The 15,669-nt window shown below is 60.7% G+C and carries 16 protein-coding genes; 5 read left to right on the forward strand and 11 right to left on the reverse strand.

Annotation, left to right across the window (positions count from 1 at the left end):
• Positions 1-88: 88 nt before the first annotated feature.
• The 5 genes from E5J99_RS04630 to E5J99_RS04650 form a co-directional block, all read right to left on the reverse strand.
• Positions 89-466 carry a DUF423 domain-containing protein gene (locus E5J99_RS04630; protein WP_135496553.1) on the reverse strand — a complete coding sequence of 126 codons (378 nt, stop codon included), beginning with the start codon at positions 464-466 and terminating at the stop codon, positions 89-91.
• Between the two features lie 246 nt (positions 467-712).
• Complete coding sequence (locus E5J99_RS04635; protein ID WP_135496554.1) at positions 713-1,393, reverse strand: YggS family pyridoxal phosphate-dependent enzyme; 681 nt, start codon at positions 1,391-1,393, stop codon at positions 713-715.
• Positions 1,394-1,465: 72 nt separating this feature from the next.
• Positions 1,466-2,515 carry a vWA domain-containing protein gene (locus tag E5J99_RS04640; RefSeq protein ID WP_167851987.1) on the reverse strand — a complete coding sequence of 350 codons (1,050 nt, stop codon included), beginning with the start codon at positions 2,513-2,515 and terminating at the stop codon, positions 1,466-1,468.
• 30 nt (positions 2,516-2,545) lie between these two features.
• Positions 2,546-3,463 (reverse strand): hypothetical protein, encoded by a 918-nt coding sequence (locus E5J99_RS04645; protein WP_135496555.1) that lies wholly within the window; start codon positions 3,461-3,463, stop codon positions 2,546-2,548.
• 1 nt (position 3,464) lies between these two features.
• Complete coding sequence (locus tag E5J99_RS04650; RefSeq protein ID WP_135496556.1) at positions 3,465-4,367, reverse strand: DUF58 domain-containing protein; 903 nt, start codon at positions 4,365-4,367, stop codon at positions 3,465-3,467.
• 37 nt (positions 4,368-4,404) lie between these two features.
• On the opposite strand from E5J99_RS04650, the gene E5J99_RS04655 reads away from it, so the two are divergent.
• Positions 4,405-4,770, forward strand: a complete 366-nt coding sequence (locus tag E5J99_RS04655) for a DUF4296 domain-containing protein (protein WP_135496557.1) — start codon at positions 4,405-4,407, stop codon at positions 4,768-4,770.
• Positions 4,771-4,777: 7 nt separating this feature from the next.
• Here E5J99_RS04655 and E5J99_RS04660 read toward each other — a convergent pair whose 3' ends face one another.
• The 6 genes from E5J99_RS04660 to egtB all read right to left on the reverse strand — a co-directional run bounded on the left by E5J99_RS04660 (position 4,778) and on the right by egtB (position 11,031).
• On the reverse strand, positions 4,778-5,125 hold the full coding sequence (locus tag E5J99_RS04660) for a tRNA-binding protein (RefSeq protein WP_135496558.1): 348 nt from the start codon (positions 5,123-5,125) through the stop codon (positions 4,778-4,780).
• Positions 5,126-5,264: 139 nt separating this feature from the next.
• Entirely contained in the window at positions 5,265-5,795 is a 531-nt protein-coding gene (locus E5J99_RS04665; protein WP_167851988.1) for a DUF922 domain-containing protein, read from the reverse strand.
• Positions 5,796-5,946: 151 nt separating this feature from the next.
• Positions 5,947-7,317, reverse strand: a complete 1,371-nt coding sequence (locus E5J99_RS04670; protein ID WP_135496560.1) for an MATE family efflux transporter — start codon at positions 7,315-7,317, stop codon at positions 5,947-5,949.
• Between the two features lie 78 nt (positions 7,318-7,395).
• Positions 7,396-8,499, reverse strand: a complete 1,104-nt coding sequence (locus tag E5J99_RS04675; RefSeq protein WP_135496561.1) for a pyridoxal phosphate-dependent aminotransferase — start codon at positions 8,497-8,499, stop codon at positions 7,396-7,398.
• 190 nt (positions 8,500-8,689) lie between these two features.
• Complete coding sequence (gene egtD, locus E5J99_RS04680) at positions 8,690-9,667, reverse strand: L-histidine N(alpha)-methyltransferase (protein WP_135496562.1); 978 nt, start codon at positions 9,665-9,667, stop codon at positions 8,690-8,692.
• A 47-nt stretch (positions 9,668-9,714) separates the two neighbouring features.
• The gene (gene egtB / locus E5J99_RS04685) at positions 9,715-11,031 is read right to left on the reverse strand and encodes an ergothioneine biosynthesis protein EgtB (protein WP_135496563.1); all 1,317 of its coding nucleotides are present in this window, start codon (positions 11,029-11,031) and stop codon (positions 9,715-9,717) included.
• A 305-nt stretch (positions 11,032-11,336) separates the two neighbouring features.
• Here egtB and E5J99_RS04690 point away from each other — a divergent pair, with 305 nt between their 5' ends.
• The 4 genes from E5J99_RS04690 (at position 11,337) to E5J99_RS04705 (ending at position 15,542) form a co-directional block, all read left to right on the forward strand.
• Entirely contained in the window at positions 11,337-11,621 is a 285-nt protein-coding gene (locus E5J99_RS04690; RefSeq protein WP_135496564.1) for a KGG domain-containing protein, read from the forward strand.
• A gap of 154 nt (positions 11,622-11,775) precedes the next feature.
• Entirely contained in the window at positions 11,776-12,846 is a 1,071-nt protein-coding gene (locus E5J99_RS04695) for an o-succinylbenzoate synthase (protein ID WP_135496565.1), read from the forward strand.
• Between the two features lie 221 nt (positions 12,847-13,067).
• On the forward strand, positions 13,068-14,201 hold the full coding sequence (locus tag E5J99_RS04700) for an aspartyl protease family protein (RefSeq protein WP_167851989.1): 1,134 nt from the start codon (positions 13,068-13,070) through the stop codon (positions 14,199-14,201).
• Between the two features lie 174 nt (positions 14,202-14,375).
• Complete coding sequence (locus tag E5J99_RS04705) at positions 14,376-15,542, forward strand: lysophospholipid acyltransferase family protein (protein ID WP_135496567.1); 1,167 nt, start codon at positions 14,376-14,378, stop codon at positions 15,540-15,542.
• The last annotated feature ends 127 nt before the right edge of the window (positions 15,543-15,669 follow it).

The following is a 15,669-nucleotide window of genomic DNA, read 5'->3' on the forward strand; positions in this document are numbered from 1 at the left end:
AAAGGGCGTTCCGCAGCTGCGGAACGCCCTTTTTTTGTGGGGAAGAAATTACCTGGGTAATGACGGACCGCGTCCGTTTTACCGGCGACTATGCCTGCCGGGCGGCCAGCAGCAGGCTAATCCAGCCCGCAATTAGTAGTAAGCCGCCCAGGGGAGCTACGGCACCCAGCTTGGTGATGCCCGTGAAGCAGAGCGTGTAGAGGGAGCCACTGAAAATCAGGATGCCGCCCAGCCAAAGCCAGGCCGTGGTGCTCAGCGTTTTGAGGTCGGGGCGCAGGGCCAGCAGAATGCCGACGGCCAGCAGCGCCAGCGTATGATAAAACTGATAGCGCACGGCGGTTTCGAAGGTTTCGAAGCGGCCGGAAGCCTCCAGCATCTTGCGCAGGCCGTGCGCCCCGAAGGCACCGATAGCCACGCCGGAAGCTCCCAGCAAAGCAGCTAGTTGTAGGATGAGACGAGCAGTCATAGTAGAAAAACAAGTGAAAAAAACAGGCGAGTGGCGAACATACAGCCGCTTTGTTAGTAAAAAAGCGGTTTAAAAAGTCGTTTTTCGGTCATGCTTGATCTGGCGGCCGCTTGTCGAAGCATCTCTACCGCGCCGTTCAACGAAGCGGTAGAGATGCTTCAACTTCGCTCAGCATGACGTGCTACTTGTTTCGAGCGACTTTCTAAACAGCTTCGTGGTATGCCGCACAATGGCGGCGGTCAGGCATTAGCTTACTTGGTAATTGCGGGCCCCAAAAATAGCGCTGCCCACCCGAATCAGCGTGCTGCCTTCCTCAATAGCCACCGCGTAGTCGGCACTCATGCCCATCGATATTTCGCGGAATGTAGGCTGCTGGGCAAAGTAGTGCGTTTGCAGATGCGTGAAATAGCCCCGCAACTCCCCAAACTCCCGGCGTAGCTGCGGCTCGTCGTCGGTGTTGGTGCCCACGCCCATCACGCCCGCAATCTGTATGTGGCGCATGGCGCGGTAGGCCTCCGACTGTAGTATTTCCTCCGCTTCGGGCAGCGAAAGGCCGAATTTGGTTTCCTCGGTGGCAATGTGGAACTGCAAGAGGCAGTGCACCACCCGGTCATGTTTGGCGGCCTGCTTCTCGATTTCCTGGAGCAGCTTCAGGCTGTCGACGCTCTGGATGGTGTGCACGAACGGAGCAATGTATTTCACCTTGTTCGTTTGCAGGTGGCCGATGAGGTGCCACTCTACATCGGCGGGCAGCTCGGGCTGCTTGGCCACCATTTCCTGCACCTTGTTCTCGCCAAACAGGCGTGCGCCGGCATCGTAGGCTTCCTGCAACAGCGCTAAGGGGTGCGTTTTGGTTACGGCTACCAGCCGGGCAGGGGTGCCTTGCAGCTGGCTTTCGAAGTAGTGGAGGTTGTCGGTAATGGGCATTTATGGAGGAGTAAAGCCGTGCCTGAGCCTGCTTGCGGCCCGGCGTAAGCTCTTGGGAATGATACCGGAAAGTTAGTCTTCCAGGGAATTAGTGAGAAACGTGTTTTTCAGGGCCAGCCACAGCAGCCACAGGCCCACGCACCACAACAGATAAATGCGGTAATAGTCTTTGGTGTTGCGGTAGCGCGTCTGCTTGATTTCTGACTTTTCGTATTGATCAATGCGTTGGAGCACTTTGCGCAACGCTCCGTTGTCGGTGGCCCGAAAGAACTGCCCTTCGCCGGCCTGGGCCAGATGCCGCATGGTGGTTTCGTCGAGCTGGGTTTCGACGAAGCGGGGCCGGCCGGCCGCGTCGCGCCCGTAGGGCACGTAGCCATCCTTGCCCAGCCCGATGGTATAAATCTTGACGCCAAAAGCGTGGGCCAGCTGGGCCGCCGTCAGTGGATCGAGGCTGCCGGCGGTATTCTCGCCATCCGAAATAAGAATACAAACCTTGGTGCGGCTGCGGGAGTCGCGCAGGCGGTTGGTGGCCACGCCCAGCGCGTTGCCAATGGCCGTGCCATCGTTGGCAATCATGCCCAGCTTCAGGCTTTGCAGGCTTTCGCGCAGCAGCTCGTAGTCGGTGGTGAGCGGAGCCAGGGAATACGCATCACCGGCAAACACGACCAAGCCGATCCGGTCGCCGGTGCGGCCATCGATGAACTCGCGGGCCACGCGCTTGGCGGCCTCCAGGCGGTTGGGCTTCAGGTCTTCCAGCTCCATCGACGACGAGACATCGAGCAGCACCAGAATATCGATGCCCTGGCCGGTTTGCACTACTCGCTCGTCGGTGCGCTGCGGGCGGGCCAGAGCTACGACGCCAAACGCCAGGCTCAGCCCGAGCACGATATCGGGCAGAAAGCGCAACCCCGCGCTCCAGTCGCGGCGCAGCTCGCCCGCTACGAAGGCCACCCCCAGGCGCGGCCGGCGGCGGTGCACCAGCAGCCAACGCACCAGAAACAGCCCCGGAATGAGCAGAATCAGCAGCAATAAGCGCGGCTGCTGCCACGTGTAGCTCGTGAGCGTGGCATAGCGCAACCCATCCAACAGCGGAGCCAGGAAGCGTTGCCAGAGCTGATTCATGGGGAGGGAGTGAGGAGAGAAGCGAGCAATCTACGCCCGTGAGCGCACCGAAACCAAGTCGTAGCGCCGTTCGGCAAAGGTGCGCAGCAATTCGAAAGCAAGGTCCGTTTCGGCTTCTTCCTCATTAAACTGATTGCCATAGATAACCTGGTCGGCGATGCGCAGCGCGGTATTGATGTCCTGGTCGTTTTCGTAATGCGCCACTATTTCCTTGGTCGTCAGGCTATTAATGGTATTGTCTTCGAGGCCGGTGAGGTAGTTCTTCCAGAGCGTAATGGCCCGCTCCATATTGGTGAGAGACCTCGACAGCGCGAACCGCTCGATGTGCCGGGCATACTGCGCCAGAAAGTACACGTGGTTCTTTCGCAGCTTATAGAGCTGGTAGCGCCGCCGTAGCGTCCGCCGAAAGCTGATGAAGATGCCGCCCAGCGCCAGCGCCAGCAGCCCCGTGCCCGCCAGCCAGTACGGATAGTTGAACCGCGCCGGCACCGGCAGCAGCACCGTGTTCTGGCGCAGCACTGGCACGGCGCCGCTCAGGGCCGGTGCCGTGCGCCGCAGCCGTAGCGAGGCTGCCGTGCTGGGCACCGTCACCGTATCGTTGCCGCGCAGGATGGTAACGGGCAGACTCAGGCGCTGCACCGAGTCGAGGGCAAACGTGCGCAGGTGATAGATGGTACGGTCGAGGCTCTGGCCACGGCGGGTGCGGGTAGGATAATAGGTTTTGCCCACGTACTCAAACGGTTTGAACTCGGCCGTAGAGTCGGGAAAGATAACCTCCAGGCCGGGCGCGTGCACGTAGCTCAGCTCGTAGTCGATACTGTCGCCGACGCGGGTGGTGGGCCGCATGAAGCGGCTGCGGGGCTCCTGGGCCACCGCCGCGCGGGCGCTGAACACAGTGCTGCCCAGCACCATGGCCAGCAGCCCGATATACGTCAGGAAGTGCCGCATGCTACGCCCGCCCGCCCCGCTGATTGCGCCGCCGAAACAGCCGTACCAGCTGGGGCACGAAGTCGGCGTCGGTGGAAACGGACAGGTACTCGGTGCGGTGGCGGCGGCAGATCTGGCCGATTTGCTCCCGGTTCTGCTCGTAGGTAGCCCGGTAGCGCTTGCGGAAACTCTCGGCCGAGGTATTGACCCACACCGTGCGGCCCGTTTCCTGGTCGAGCAGCGGCACAATGCCCAGGGGGGGGAATTCCTGTTCCCGCTTGTCGAGCAGCTGCACCACAATCAGGTCGTGCTTGCGGGCCAGCATCGTCAGTTCCCGCTCGTAGTTGGTATCGATAAAGTCGGAAATCAGCAGGATAATGCTGCGGCGCTTGAGGATGCCCAGCGCCTGCTTGATGCCGCTGCCCACGGCCGTGTGCCGGGAGCGGGGCTCCAGCTCAAACAGCCGCTTGATGAGCATGTAGGCGTGCCGGATGCCTTTGCCCGGGGCCAGGTACATTTCCTTCTGGTCGGAGAAAGCCAGGATGCCGAGCTGCGCGTCCTGCCGGGCGGCGGCCAGGGCCAGAATACCACATATTTCGCGGCCCACGTCCAGCTTGCGCCGGCCCTCGGCTCCCACCTGCTGGGAGGCACTCACATCGAGCAGCAGCACCACCGACTGTTCCCGCTCCTCCTTGTAGGTTTTGACGAACGTGCCGTGGCCTTTGCTCGATACGGCCCAGTCGATGGCCCGCACTTCGTCGCCGTACTGGTAGAGGCGCACGTCGTCGAATTCGAGGCCGGTGCCTTTGAAAACGGAATGAAAATCGCCCTGCAGCTGCGCATCAGCAGCCTTCAGAATCCGGATTTCCATTTGCCGAAGTCTGCGTACCAGTTGTTGAAAAGGAGTAGCGGCCGGTGAATTCATTTCCTCTAAACTACGGGTTCCTCCTAACTTTGCAGCCGTGAAAAAGCTTCTTCCCTGCCTGGCCCTGATTCTGAGCGTGTTGCTGACCGGCTGTCAGCGGCCCGAAGAAGCCGTGCCGCCGTCTACGCTGGTGCCCAAAGACAAAATGATTCGGATGCTGGTTGAAGTACACCTGAATGAGAGCCGGGTGGAAGGCACCAAGCTTCGCCCCGATTCCGCGCAGGCTCTGTTCAATCAGCTCCAGAAAGATATGTTCTGGCGCTTCGAAATCTCGGATTCGGCCTTCTGGCAGAGCTACCGCTACTACGCCGTGCACAACAAGGACCTGGACGAGATGTACGGCATCGTGCTCGACAGTCTCTCGATGCGCAAAGTACGGATGCAAACCATGCCCAAACCCTAGCTTGGGCTTAGGCCAGCCGGCTACCGTTGGGCACCGCCCCGGTTAGCGCGGCCAGCACAATGTGGCCCTCGGCATCGGGGGCCCCGGTTACCAGCACCTCCGACCGAAACGGCCCAATCTGCCTCACCGGAAAGTTAACCACGCACAGCACTTGCCGGCCCACCAGGTCGGCGGGGGAGTAGTGGTGCGTAATCTGGGCGCTGGAGCGTTTGGAGCCCAGCTCCGGCCCCAGATCTATCAGGAGCTGGTAGGCGGGCTTGCGGGCCTGCGGAAACTCGCGGGCCTCCACAATGGTGCCCACCCGTAGGTCGACACGCTCAAAGTCGGCCCAGGAAATAGTAGCGGGAGTATTCATAAGCGCAACTTAGCCCCGCGCCGGCTACGGGCGGGTTCGGAGTTGACAAAAAGTCCATTCTGTCCTGTCTTGGTAAGCGGACGACAGATCAAGCAGGACAAAGAAGGCAAACCTAGCAAATCAACAACCCAACCCCCGGCTAAGGCAGCGAGGCAAACTTATCCAGCAGCGCCAGGCGCTGTTTTACTTGTGCTTCCCAAAAAGCCTGTTTAGTAGGGCTGAGGCCGTGGTTGGTTTCCCGGTCGTAGTTGAATTCTTCCCGTTTCCAGGCGGAAAAAGCCGCGTTGCTGAGGTTGTTGAAAGCCGGATTCAGATGCTCGCAGTCCAGCTTGAGGAAGCTGATTTTTTGCCGCAGCATCCGGGCGTGCAGCTCCGTAATATCAAAATGAAGCTGCTCGTGGCGCAGCAGCTCCGGCGAGGCCTTCACCTTGTCGCGCACCCACGACTCGTGGGGAATAAACACGGCTTTCACTTCGGAAGAAAACACGTAATCCTTGCAGCCCACCTGCACGTCGATGGTGGCCGAGGTAAGCGCCGCCAGCTGTTCGGCTGGCATTGGCTTGCTGTGGAAGTCGGCCCAGGTGAGTGGCCGCGTCGCCGACCAGGTAATGAGAGCCGGGGCGGGCTTGGCGGCTGGTTTGGCAACGCCTTGCTGCGGACCTTGCGGCACAAGTAAAAAGGAGAGTAGAAATGAAAAAAGAGGCATTGGCTACAACGAGAAAGTACAATCAGCAGAAAATACGACTTGGCTTGGCAAGACAACTGTTTTTACTGCCATTCAATTCCGTGCCACACAAATTCTCTGGCTTCGCTGAGGTAGGCTAGCGGTGCGCCAAGGCCGCGTTTGCCGGTGCGGCCAGCGCCGCGCTATGGTGGCGAAAGCGCCAGAGCAGCATGCCGGCTACCAGAGTCAGACCAGTCAGCAGGCCAATCCAGACGCCGGTGGCTCCCATGTGCATGCGGAAGCCGAGCCAGTAGCCAAAGGGCAGCGCCACCGCCCAATAGGCCAAGAGCGCCACGATAGACGGAATTTTCACGTCTTCCAGGCCGCGTAGCGCCCCCAGGCCCACCACCTGCAGCCCGTCGGAAATCTGGAACAGGGCGGCAATGAGCAGCAGCAGCGAAGCCTGCGCCACTACCTCGGGGTCGTGGTTGTAAAAGTGCGGCACCAGGTGGCGGCCCGCAATGAGCAGCAGCGCCATAGCGCTCATAAACAGGAACGTAATAAGGTAAGCCGTGAAGCCCGCCTGCCGGGCTCCCGTGGCGTCGCCGAGTCCCCGGAAATTACCAACCCGGATAGTGGCGGCGGCGGCAATGCCACTGGCTGCCATGTAGGTGACGGAAGCCACGTTGATGGCAATCTGGTGGGCAGCCAGCGCCGTGGCCCCCAGCCAGCCAATCATGATGGCGGAGAAGCTGAAAGCGCCCATTTCAAACATCATCTGCACCCCAATAGGTGAACCCAGGGCCACCAGGCGGCGCAGCGTGGGGCCATCGGGCCGGAGCCAGTGGGTAGCGGCGGCCCGGTAGGGCTGCAGGCGTTTGGCGCGCAGCACGTACGTCGCCATCAATACGGCCATCAGCACGCGGGCTATCAGCGTGGCCCAGGCTGCGCCCATCATGCCCATGGCAGGAGCGCCAAAATGACCAAAAATCAGGGCGTAGCACAGCAAGGCATTCACCACGTTGGCCAGTAGCGACAAAATCATGGCTTGCCGGGTGAGGCCCAGGCCTTCGGCGAATTGCTTGAAGCCCTGGAAAACCATGAGCGGCAGCAGGGAAATAAACATGACCCGCACCCAGGGCGCGGCCAGCGCCACTACCACACTGGGCTGATCCAGGTAGCCCAGAAAAGGAGCCACCAGAAAGCCTACGGCGGCCAGCACGATGCCCGCCACGGTGCTGAGCCACACGCCGCCGGTCAGCAGATTGCCCAGGGCCGGAATATCGCGCCGGCCATTGGCAGCCGCTACCAGCGGCGTGATGGCGAAGGAAAGCCCCATGCCGAAAATCATGACCACCGTGCTGACGCTGACGCCCAGCGACACGGCCGCCAGCGGCAGCTTGCCGGTCTGGCCCACCATCACACTGTCGCACACACTCACCATGATGTGGCCTAGCTGGCTCAGCACCACGGGGTAGGCGAGGAGCAGTGTAGGTTTGATGTGCGGGCGAATCAGGGCAAGTGGCATGGCGGAAGGAGCAAAACGAGGCGCAAAGGTACGAGGACAACCCCGCCACGCCGCCAAAAACCAGAAAAAGCCGCTCCGCTACCCAGCCGCCAGCGTCACGGTGAGGCGGCGCAGCGCCTCCCGCAGCAGGGGTTCGGGTACGGCATAGGACAGGCGGTAAAATCCCGGCGCGCCGCAGCTGGCACCATCTACCACTTCCACGCCTGCGCCGCGCAGCCGCGCCGCCAACTCGGCAGAACCCGTAGTCGGCTCCAGCTCGGAATTGAGGAAAGCGCGAAAATCGGGGAAGGCGTAATACGTGCCCGCCGGGAAGTGATTTTGCACCTGCGGTATAGCTGCCAGGCCCGCCCGCAGCATCTCCCGATTCGATATCAAGCCAGCGCATAGTTCCCGGCTGATAGCCTCGGCGTTTTCGGTAGCAGCCAGCGCTGCCACCTGCGACAACGCGGCCACGGCGGTGGCGGTAGTGAATAGCCAGGCCGAGCAGTGGCGGGCTATGGCTGTCGGCGCTACCAGGTACCCCACGCTCCAGCCAATCAGCGCCAGCGACTTGGAAAAGCCATTGACTACTACGTGCTGATGCTGGGAGTCATCAAATTCCAGCAGGGACGTCATTCGCCCGGGGCCAAAGTGAATGCCGTCATATATCTCATCGGCCAGCACCACCAGATCGGGGTGCTGGCGCGTGATGCTCAGCAGGCTTTCCAGCTCCGGGCGGCTGTAGACGCGGCCAGTGGGGTTGTTCGGGTTGCTGAACACCAGAATCCGGGTGCGCGGCGTGAGAGCGGCCTCAAGTTTTTCCGCGTGGAAAGCATAGTCATCAGCCGGGTCGAGCGGTAGGCTGCGCAGGATGCCCCCGGCTTTTTCCACCAGGCCCCGAAACCCGAACCAATTGGGCGTGAGCAGCAGCACCTCGTCGCCGGGTTGCAGCAAGGAGTTGAACAAGGCAAACAGCGCCGGCTTCGCGCCGGGCGTAACCACCACCTGCCCGGGCTCCACACGGGCTCCTTGCCGCTGGTAGCGCCGGGCAATGGCGGCGCGCAACTCCGGCAAACCCTCGATGGAACTGGCGGCGGCGGCTCCCGCTTGCAGCGCCGTAGCTACTTGCCCCACAACTACAGCAGGTGGCAAAAAGCTGCCGTAGCCCGAAGCCAGGCTGATACTATCCGGAAACGAGAGCATACGCGGAGATTCGGGCAGGAAACCTGAAAAGGGCAAGAGCGTGTTTGGAAATTGTCATGCTGAGCGGAGTCGAAGCATCTCTACCGCGCAGTTAGCAGCTTATGGCCAAAGCGGTAGAGATGCTTCGACTGAGTTCAGCATGACGCAAACGTGGTTTTTATCAATTCCCAAACACGCTCTAAGGAAACCGTTAAACGCGTGGGGCCAGCACGACATCGGCAAAATACTGCTGCGCGTCGGTGAAGAAATGCTGCACGCTCAGCGCTGCCTCGTCGGCCAGCTCCTGCACGAGGTGCGGAGTGAATTTGTAGGAGTTTTCGGTATGAATGACTTCCCAGGCCTCGAAGGCGTACGTCCGCTGCAAGGCCTCAATCTGCACTTCCTGCTGGCGGGTACTGACCAGAAAGGAGCGCACTGCCCCGCTAAGCGGATCATAATCGGTGTAGTGCTGCCAGTAATTCAGGTCGAAATCGGCCCCCAGCTCCCGGTTCAGGCGCGTGAGCAGGTTCAGGTTGAAAGCTGCCGTCACGCCCTGGGTATCGTCGTAGGCCGCCCGAATCTGGCGCGGGTCTTTTTGCAGGTCGAAGCCAATGAGCAGCCGGTCGTTGGCCGTAAGCGGCTGGGCGAGCTTACTCAGAAATTCTCGCCGGTCAGCGGGCAGGAAGTTGCCGATATTGGAGCCCAGAAAAAGAACCGCTTTGCGGCCCGGGCGGGCGGCCATCAGCGTTAGAGCCGTGGCATAGTCCGTCACCTGGGGCTCCACCCGCAGCGCCGGCAGCTCCTGGCGCAGGCTGGCTTCCAGACCTTCCAGGGCGGCGGCCGAAATATCGACGGGCACATACGTGAAGTTGGCACCGGTGTCGAGCAGATGCCGCAGCAGGATCTTGGTTTTCAGCCCGTCGCCCGCGCCCAGCTCCAGCAGAAAAAACGGCTCATCGGCCATGGCCGGCCGTAGCGCCCGGGCAATGGCGACTTGGTGGAGGGTGAGCAGATCGAACTCCGTGCGCGTTGGGTAATATTCCGGCAGCGCCATAATCTGCTGAAAAAGCTGGCTGCCGATATCGTCGTAGAAGTACATCGACGACAACGTTTTGGGCGAGTGACGCAGCCCTTGGGCTACGTGCCGGGCCAGATCAGCGGAAACCGCTGGGAGAGTGGGAGCAGACATGAGAGCAAAACGGTGAGAAAGAAAGGAACGATGCGAACCGGAGCGGCTTAGCGGGCCAGCCGGATGCCCGTGAACTGCCAGCGCTTATCGGGGTGGAAGAAGTTGCGGTAGGTTAGTCGGATGTGGCTTTCGGGCGTGGCGCACGAGCCACCGCGCAAGACGAGCTGGTTGAGCATAAACTTACCGTTGTATTCGCCCAGCGCCCCGGCTGCCCGCGCGTAGCCCGGGTACGGATGATAGGCTGAGTAGGTCCACTCCCAGGCATCGCCGAGCAGCTGGTGGCACTGGTCGGGAGCCGCATCGGCGGGCAGCGGCTGCGGGTCGAAGCTGCGGCTTTCCAGAAAGGTGCCGGCTGCTGCTTCGGGCTGAAACTGCCGGGCCGCAATTTCCCATTCCTGCTCGGTGGGCAAGCGTGCCCCGGCCCAGTGGGCGTAGGCATCGGCCTCATAAAAGCTAACGTGCGTGACGGGTGCGGCAGGTTCGAGGGGCCGCAGGCCGTGGTGGGTGAAGCGGAACCAGCCCGTATCCTGCCGCACCCAATAAAGTGGAGCCTGCCAGTGCTGCTCCTGCACCAGCTCCCAGCCTTCGCCCAGCCAGTAGCGAAAGTCGCGGTAGCCGCCGGCTTCCATAAATTCCAGGTACTCGGCATTCGTAACCAACCGGTTTTGCAGGGCGAAGTCGGCCACATACACGTCGTGCGGGTTCTGCTCATTATCGAAGCAAAAATCTGAGCCCTCGTAGCCAATGCGGTATACCCCGCCCTGCACCGGCAGCCAGGTGGCCGGCAGCAGGGATGTCGTCGTCGCCGGGGCGTCGGAAGAAGCCGGCAGGTAAGCCGGGGCCAATGGGCTCGTGCTGAGAATATACTTGATATCAGTTGCGAGCAACTCCTGGTGCTGTTGCTCGTGCTGCAGGCCCAGCTCCAGCAGCATCGCAAACGACTCCGGTGGCGTCTGTTCCGCCCCGAACTGAGTGCGGAGCAACTCCTCCATTTGGGCATCCACGTAGGCGCGGTAGGCATATACCTCGTCCAGGGCGGGGCGCGACAACGTGCCCCGGTCGGCCCGATTGACGCGGCTGCCCAGCGAGTTATAGTAGGAGTTGAACAGGAAAGCGTAATCCGGATGAAAAACCTGGTAGTTCGGCTGGTGCGCGGCCAGCAGAAAGGTCTCAAAAAACCACGTGGTGTGCGCCAGATGCCATTTGGGCGGGCTCACATCAATCATGGGCTGAACGACGGTGTCTTCGGGCAGCAGCGGGCGGCACAGGGCTTCCGTTTGCTGGCGCACGGCGCGGTAGCGCGCCAGTAGCGTGGTGGTCAGGGGCGCGGCAACCGCAGGCGCAAGAAGAGAGGAAGGAGCCATATGGAACGGGAGGAGGGCGTCGAAAGGTAACCGGAAAAGCGACACGGGGTTTGAGCCTAATCAGGCAAACCCGAACCCTATACGATCCTGCGCCCAAACGACGCTGAAGTAGCGGCTGAGATTTCGAAGATGAGTACTTATCGCGCCCCGGTATTTTAAGTACGCAGTAACTCATCAGTAGTAGTTGGTATTTTGAAGGTTAGCTCCCGAATTAACCATCCGTTAGCTCATCCTTGCGCGCATGCTTCCGTTAAGAGAGACGCAATTCCACGCTTTTCCTTTCTACTGCCAAACGCTACTAAACCATGCTTACCAACAACACAACCCGAGCCGGCGCTACCCGCCAGACCGAAGCCGGCCGCCAGCCAGCCCGTAGCACCAATGGTAAAGCCACGCCTGCTGGCAAGAGCCCGCGCGGCTTCGCTGCCATGGACCCCACCGAACAGCGCCGCATTGCCAGTGAAGGCGGTAAAGCTTCCCATGAAAGTGGCCGTGGTCATCGTTTTACTTCAGAGGAGGCGCGTGAGGCGGGCCGTAAGGGGGGCCAAGCAAGCCGCGTACGGAGCACCCAGGGCGGCGCCACCCGATAGTTTCCTGTGCAGTAGCGGCCGCTCCTAGCCGCCACCACCCCGACAAGCCCCCGTGCCCTGCACGGGGGCTTGTCGTTTATAGCAAATTCCGGAGTTGCGTGGCCAGCCGGCCGATTCCTTTGTTATTTGCCCGCCCACCTGTTTCTTCCGCCGCATGCTGCGTCTTTCCTATTCCAAGCGTGTATTGCGCTTTAGCTTCCCTGCCCGCACCTCCCGTGGAGCCCTCACCGAGCACCACGTCTACTACCTGCACCTGACCGATACGGAGCACCCCGGCCGGCAGGGGCTGGGCGAAGCCGCACCCCTGGCCGATCTGAGTCCCGATTACGGACCCGCTACGGAAACCCGCGTCGCCGATTTTTGCCAGGAGTTTAACCGCCACCAGCTACTCACCCTAGCCCCAGATGATGCGCCCGCGCTGGTGCCCGCCGGGCAGCCCGCCCTACGCTTTGCCCTCGAAACGGCCTCCCTCGACTGGGAACAGGGTGGCCGGCGCCTGCTCTACGACACTCCTTTCAGTCGCGGCGCAGCGGGCATTCCCATCAATGGCCTGGTATGGATGGGCGATGCTGCCTTCATGCGGGACCAGATTCAGAAAAAGCTGGCCGAGGGCTATTCCTGTCTGAAACTCAAAATCGGGGGCATCGACTTTGCCACCGAGCTGCGGCTGCTGGCCGAAATCCGGGCCGTGGCCGGGCCCGACCGGCTCACGCTGCGCGTAGATGCGAACGGCGCATTCCATCCTGCGGAAGCTTTAGGGAAGCTTACGCAGCTTGCCCGCTTTCACCTGCATTCCATCGAGCAGCCGATTCGGGCCGGACAATGGGACCAGATGGCGGCCCTGTGCCGGGAGTCTCCCATTCCAATAGCCCTGGATGAAGAGTTGATCGGCGTGACCGAGCTCAGCCAGCAGGAAGCCATGCTGGCCTGTATCCAACCGGCATACATCATCCTGAAGCCGACGCTGGTGGGCGGGCTGGCCGCTGCCCAACGCTGGATTCAGGCCGCCCGCGCCCGCCACATCGACTGGTGGCTGACTTCCGCTCTCGAATCGAACGTGGGCTTGAATGCCGTGAGCCAATTTGCGGCGCGGTTCGCATCGCCCAATTTTCCGCAGGGGCTGGGTACGGGCCAGCTCTACACCAACAATATTGCCTCTCCGCTGGCTATCCGGCACGGGCAGTTGCACTACGATAGCGGCAGTGGCTGGGGCGACTTGGAATAACCATACCTGAAGGCTGGATAGCCCGGGGTTTTTTTGCTATATTACCAGACCGTCACCGCTGTCTTATGTCCCGCTCAGGAGTGTATACATTCATCGGTCGTTGCCTTCGTGGGCTGCGATGGGTGATTCTATTCCTTTGCCTGACTTGGGTGAGCCTGGCCCCGGACGTTGCCGCCCAATCCGCCGCTGCCTTTCATTTCATAAAGCCCCGGGCCCATAAAGTGAAATTTCGCTTCGAGCTGGAGCGCAACCTGATTGTCATCAATGCCCAGCTGAATGGGCAGGGACCGTATAACTTTCTGCTCGATACCGGCGTCGGCACTTCCATCATCACCGATCCTTCGCTGCGCACTACGCTCAAGCTGCGCGTGGGGCGCAGCTTCCGGGTGGCCGGTGTTGGCAACGAGGCCCCGTTGGAAGCCTTCGAGACGGACAGCGTGCGGGTGGGGCTGCCGGGCGTCGAAACTACCTCGATGCTGTTTCTGGCGCTTTCGGAGGATATCCTAAACCTTTCCGGCTACGTCGGTATGCCTATTCATGGCATTCTGGGTTCCGATGTTTTTCGCAGCTTCGTAGTAGAAATACGCCCGTCGGAAAGCCTGTTACTTTTTCACGACCCAGCCCACTACCGCAAGCCGCGCGGCCGGCGCTGGACGGCGCTGCCCCTCGATCTGGAAGGCAATAAGCCCTACCTCACCACCCAGGTGCAGATTACGGATTCGCTCCAGCTGCCGCTCAAGCTTATTCTCGATACCGGGGCTGGCCATGCGCTGTCGCTCGAAACCACCTCCAGCCGCCAGCTGCGGCTGCCACCCAAGCGGCTTCGCTCCCAGTTGGGCAAAGGTCTCAACGGCTTCATAAACGGCTATCTGGGGCGCGTCAGTGGCATGAAGCTGGGGCGCTACCAGATAAATTCGCTGCTCACTTCCTTCCCCGATTCTGCCGACGTCGCCATGCGGGCCGACGTGCCGCGCAACGGAAACATCGGCTTCGAGCTGCTCAAGCGCTTCGATGTCGTTATCAACTACACGAATAATTACCTGATGCTGCGCCCGAATTTTCTGTACCGGGAGCCCTTCGAGCACGACATGTGCGGCATGGACCTGATTGCGGGCGGCCCCGACTACCGGCGCTACGTTATTGCGCACGTAGTGCCGGGCTCCCCGGCGGCCAAAGCCGGGCTGCAGACCAACGACGAGATTTTATCCATAAATCTGCTGCCGGCCAGCGCTTTCTCCCTCACCCAGATCAGCCGGCTGCTGCACTCTGCCGACGGCCGCAAGATTCTGCTCATTGTGCGCCACGCCGATGGCGAGCTGGCTACCACCCAGGTACAGCTCAAGCGTGAGATTTAAGCTGTTTTCCAGTGTGTGGCCCGTCGGTTTGGGCTTGGCTGTGCATGGCTGCCGTGTAGCTTGCTGGAAAGTATAGGCCGGCGGAAAGCCATTTCGGGCCAATCGACGGTATATTTTCCTACATTAGAAGCCCGGCCTACCCAGGCTACCCATCTTCTCGCCCGATTCTGCCTGATGCCCACGGCCCCTTCGCCCGCGCTGCCCACCCCGCCGCCCGAAATCCGGGCCAACCAGCATATCTACTCCGACTACTTCGACGAAGAATTCGTTTGGCAGCTGGATAAGAACATTCTGCAGCTCCTCGACCGGGTGTGGTTTCGCTCCGAGCTGGTGGGGTTCGACGATTATCCGGTGCGCAACAATCCCGACAAGCCCCTCATTTTTGCCTCCAACCACTCCGGCATGGCTTTTCCCTGGGATGCTATGGTGGCCCTCTCGCACCTGTGGCGCAAGCTGCCCAGCTTGCGTGACTTGCCCCGGCCGCTATCGGCCCCCATGCTCTCGCAGTCGGCCCTGATGAATCCGTTTCTGGTGCGCAACTTCTGGAAGCGTTGCGGCTGCGTGGATGCCACCACGCTGAACTTCGAGACGATGATGTACTACAACGACCACAACCTGATGCTGTACCCCGAGGGGGTGCCGGGCATCGGCAAGGGGTTCAACCGCAAGTACCAGCTCCAGCGGCTGGCCACCAGCATGATCCGGCTCGGAATTCAGCACCGCACCGATATCATCCCGTTTTACACCATCAACGGCGAATACCTCAACCCGTACGCCTACAGCTGGGACTGGCTCAATAATCTGAGTAAGAAAATCGGTATTCCCTTTATTCCCGTGGGCCCCATCGTGCTCATGGTGCTCTTGCAGCCGTGGTTTTTCTACATGGCTTTTCCCGCCAAGCTCACTTTCGTGCTGGGCACCCGCATCAAACCCTACGAGCTGACCGAGAAGGCCCACGACGAGCTGAGCCGGGAAGAATACGCGGCCCTTTCCGACCAGGTGCGGCAGAAGATGCAGGTCGAGATGGATGCTGCCGTGCAGCGCTACGGCCAGCAGCCCTACCGCTGGGCCGAAATCTGGCAGCGCATGCGCCAGGACTGGCGCTCTTTTCCCTTTTTCCTGCCTTTCGCCTGGCCAGCGGCGTTCAATGAGTTTGAGCACCAATACACCACCAAAGGCAAGCGCGACATCGACCTGAAGCTTACCAGCCCCGGCAGCTGGCTCCGCATGATCTGGCGCAATCCGTTTACCATCTGTTTTTTTATTCCCATTCTGGGCTGGATTCCTATTGCCATTCGTGGCTATAAAGGGCACCGGTTGGGCAAAAAGAATGTGACGTAAAATCTATAAAGTATAAATTGGTCTGTATTGGCGAAACTTGTTCTGTTTCAGACAGTAAAAGATAATAACTTACCAAAGTACTGCCCTCCGTGGCACTCTTTTGCCCGTCAAAATTCCTGCGTTTGGC

Source organism: Hymenobacter elongatus (assembly GCF_004745955.1).
Taxonomy (GTDB): Bacteria; Bacteroidota; Bacteroidia; order Cytophagales; family Hymenobacteraceae; genus Hymenobacter; species Hymenobacter elongatus.

Excerpts from the sequence above, each read along its gene's own strand:
- E5J99_RS04705 (WP_135496567.1), top strand. The coding sequence starts at position 14,376 with ATGCCCACGGCCCCTTCGCCCGCGCTGCCCACCCCGCCGCCCGAAATC.
- E5J99_RS04635 (WP_135496554.1), bottom strand. The coding sequence starts at position 1,393 with ATGCCCATTACCGACAACCTCCACTACTTCGAAAGCCAGCTGCAAGGC.
- egtB (WP_135496563.1), bottom strand. The coding sequence starts at position 11,031 with ATGGCTCCTTCCTCTCTTCTTGCGCCTGCGGTTGCCGCGCCCCTGACC.
- E5J99_RS04670 (WP_135496560.1), bottom strand. The coding sequence starts at position 7,317 with ATGCCACTTGCCCTGATTCGCCCGCACATCAAACCTACACTGCTCCTC.
- E5J99_RS04630 (WP_135496553.1), bottom strand. The coding sequence starts at position 466 with ATGACTGCTCGTCTCATCCTACAACTAGCTGCTTTGCTGGGAGCTTCC.
- E5J99_RS04695 (WP_135496565.1), top strand. The coding sequence starts at position 11,776 with ATGCTGCGTCTTTCCTATTCCAAGCGTGTATTGCGCTTTAGCTTCCCT.
- E5J99_RS04660 (WP_135496558.1), bottom strand. The coding sequence starts at position 5,125 with ATGAATACTCCCGCTACTATTTCCTGGGCCGACTTTGAGCGTGTCGAC.
- E5J99_RS04650 (WP_135496556.1), bottom strand. The coding sequence starts at position 4,367 with ATGAATTCACCGGCCGCTACTCCTTTTCAACAACTGGTACGCAGACTT.
- egtD (WP_135496562.1), bottom strand. The coding sequence starts at position 9,667 with ATGTCTGCTCCCACTCTCCCAGCGGTTTCCGCTGATCTGGCCCGGCAC.
- E5J99_RS04690 (WP_135496564.1), top strand. The coding sequence starts at position 11,337 with ATGCTTACCAACAACACAACCCGAGCCGGCGCTACCCGCCAGACCGAA.
- E5J99_RS04645 (WP_135496555.1), bottom strand. The coding sequence starts at position 3,463 with ATGCGGCACTTCCTGACGTATATCGGGCTGCTGGCCATGGTGCTGGGC.
- E5J99_RS04675 (WP_135496561.1), bottom strand. The coding sequence starts at position 8,499 with ATGCTCTCGTTTCCGGATAGTATCAGCCTGGCTTCGGGCTACGGCAGC.
- E5J99_RS04640 (WP_167851987.1), bottom strand. The coding sequence starts at position 2,515 with ATGAATCAGCTCTGGCAACGCTTCCTGGCTCCGCTGTTGGATGGGTTG.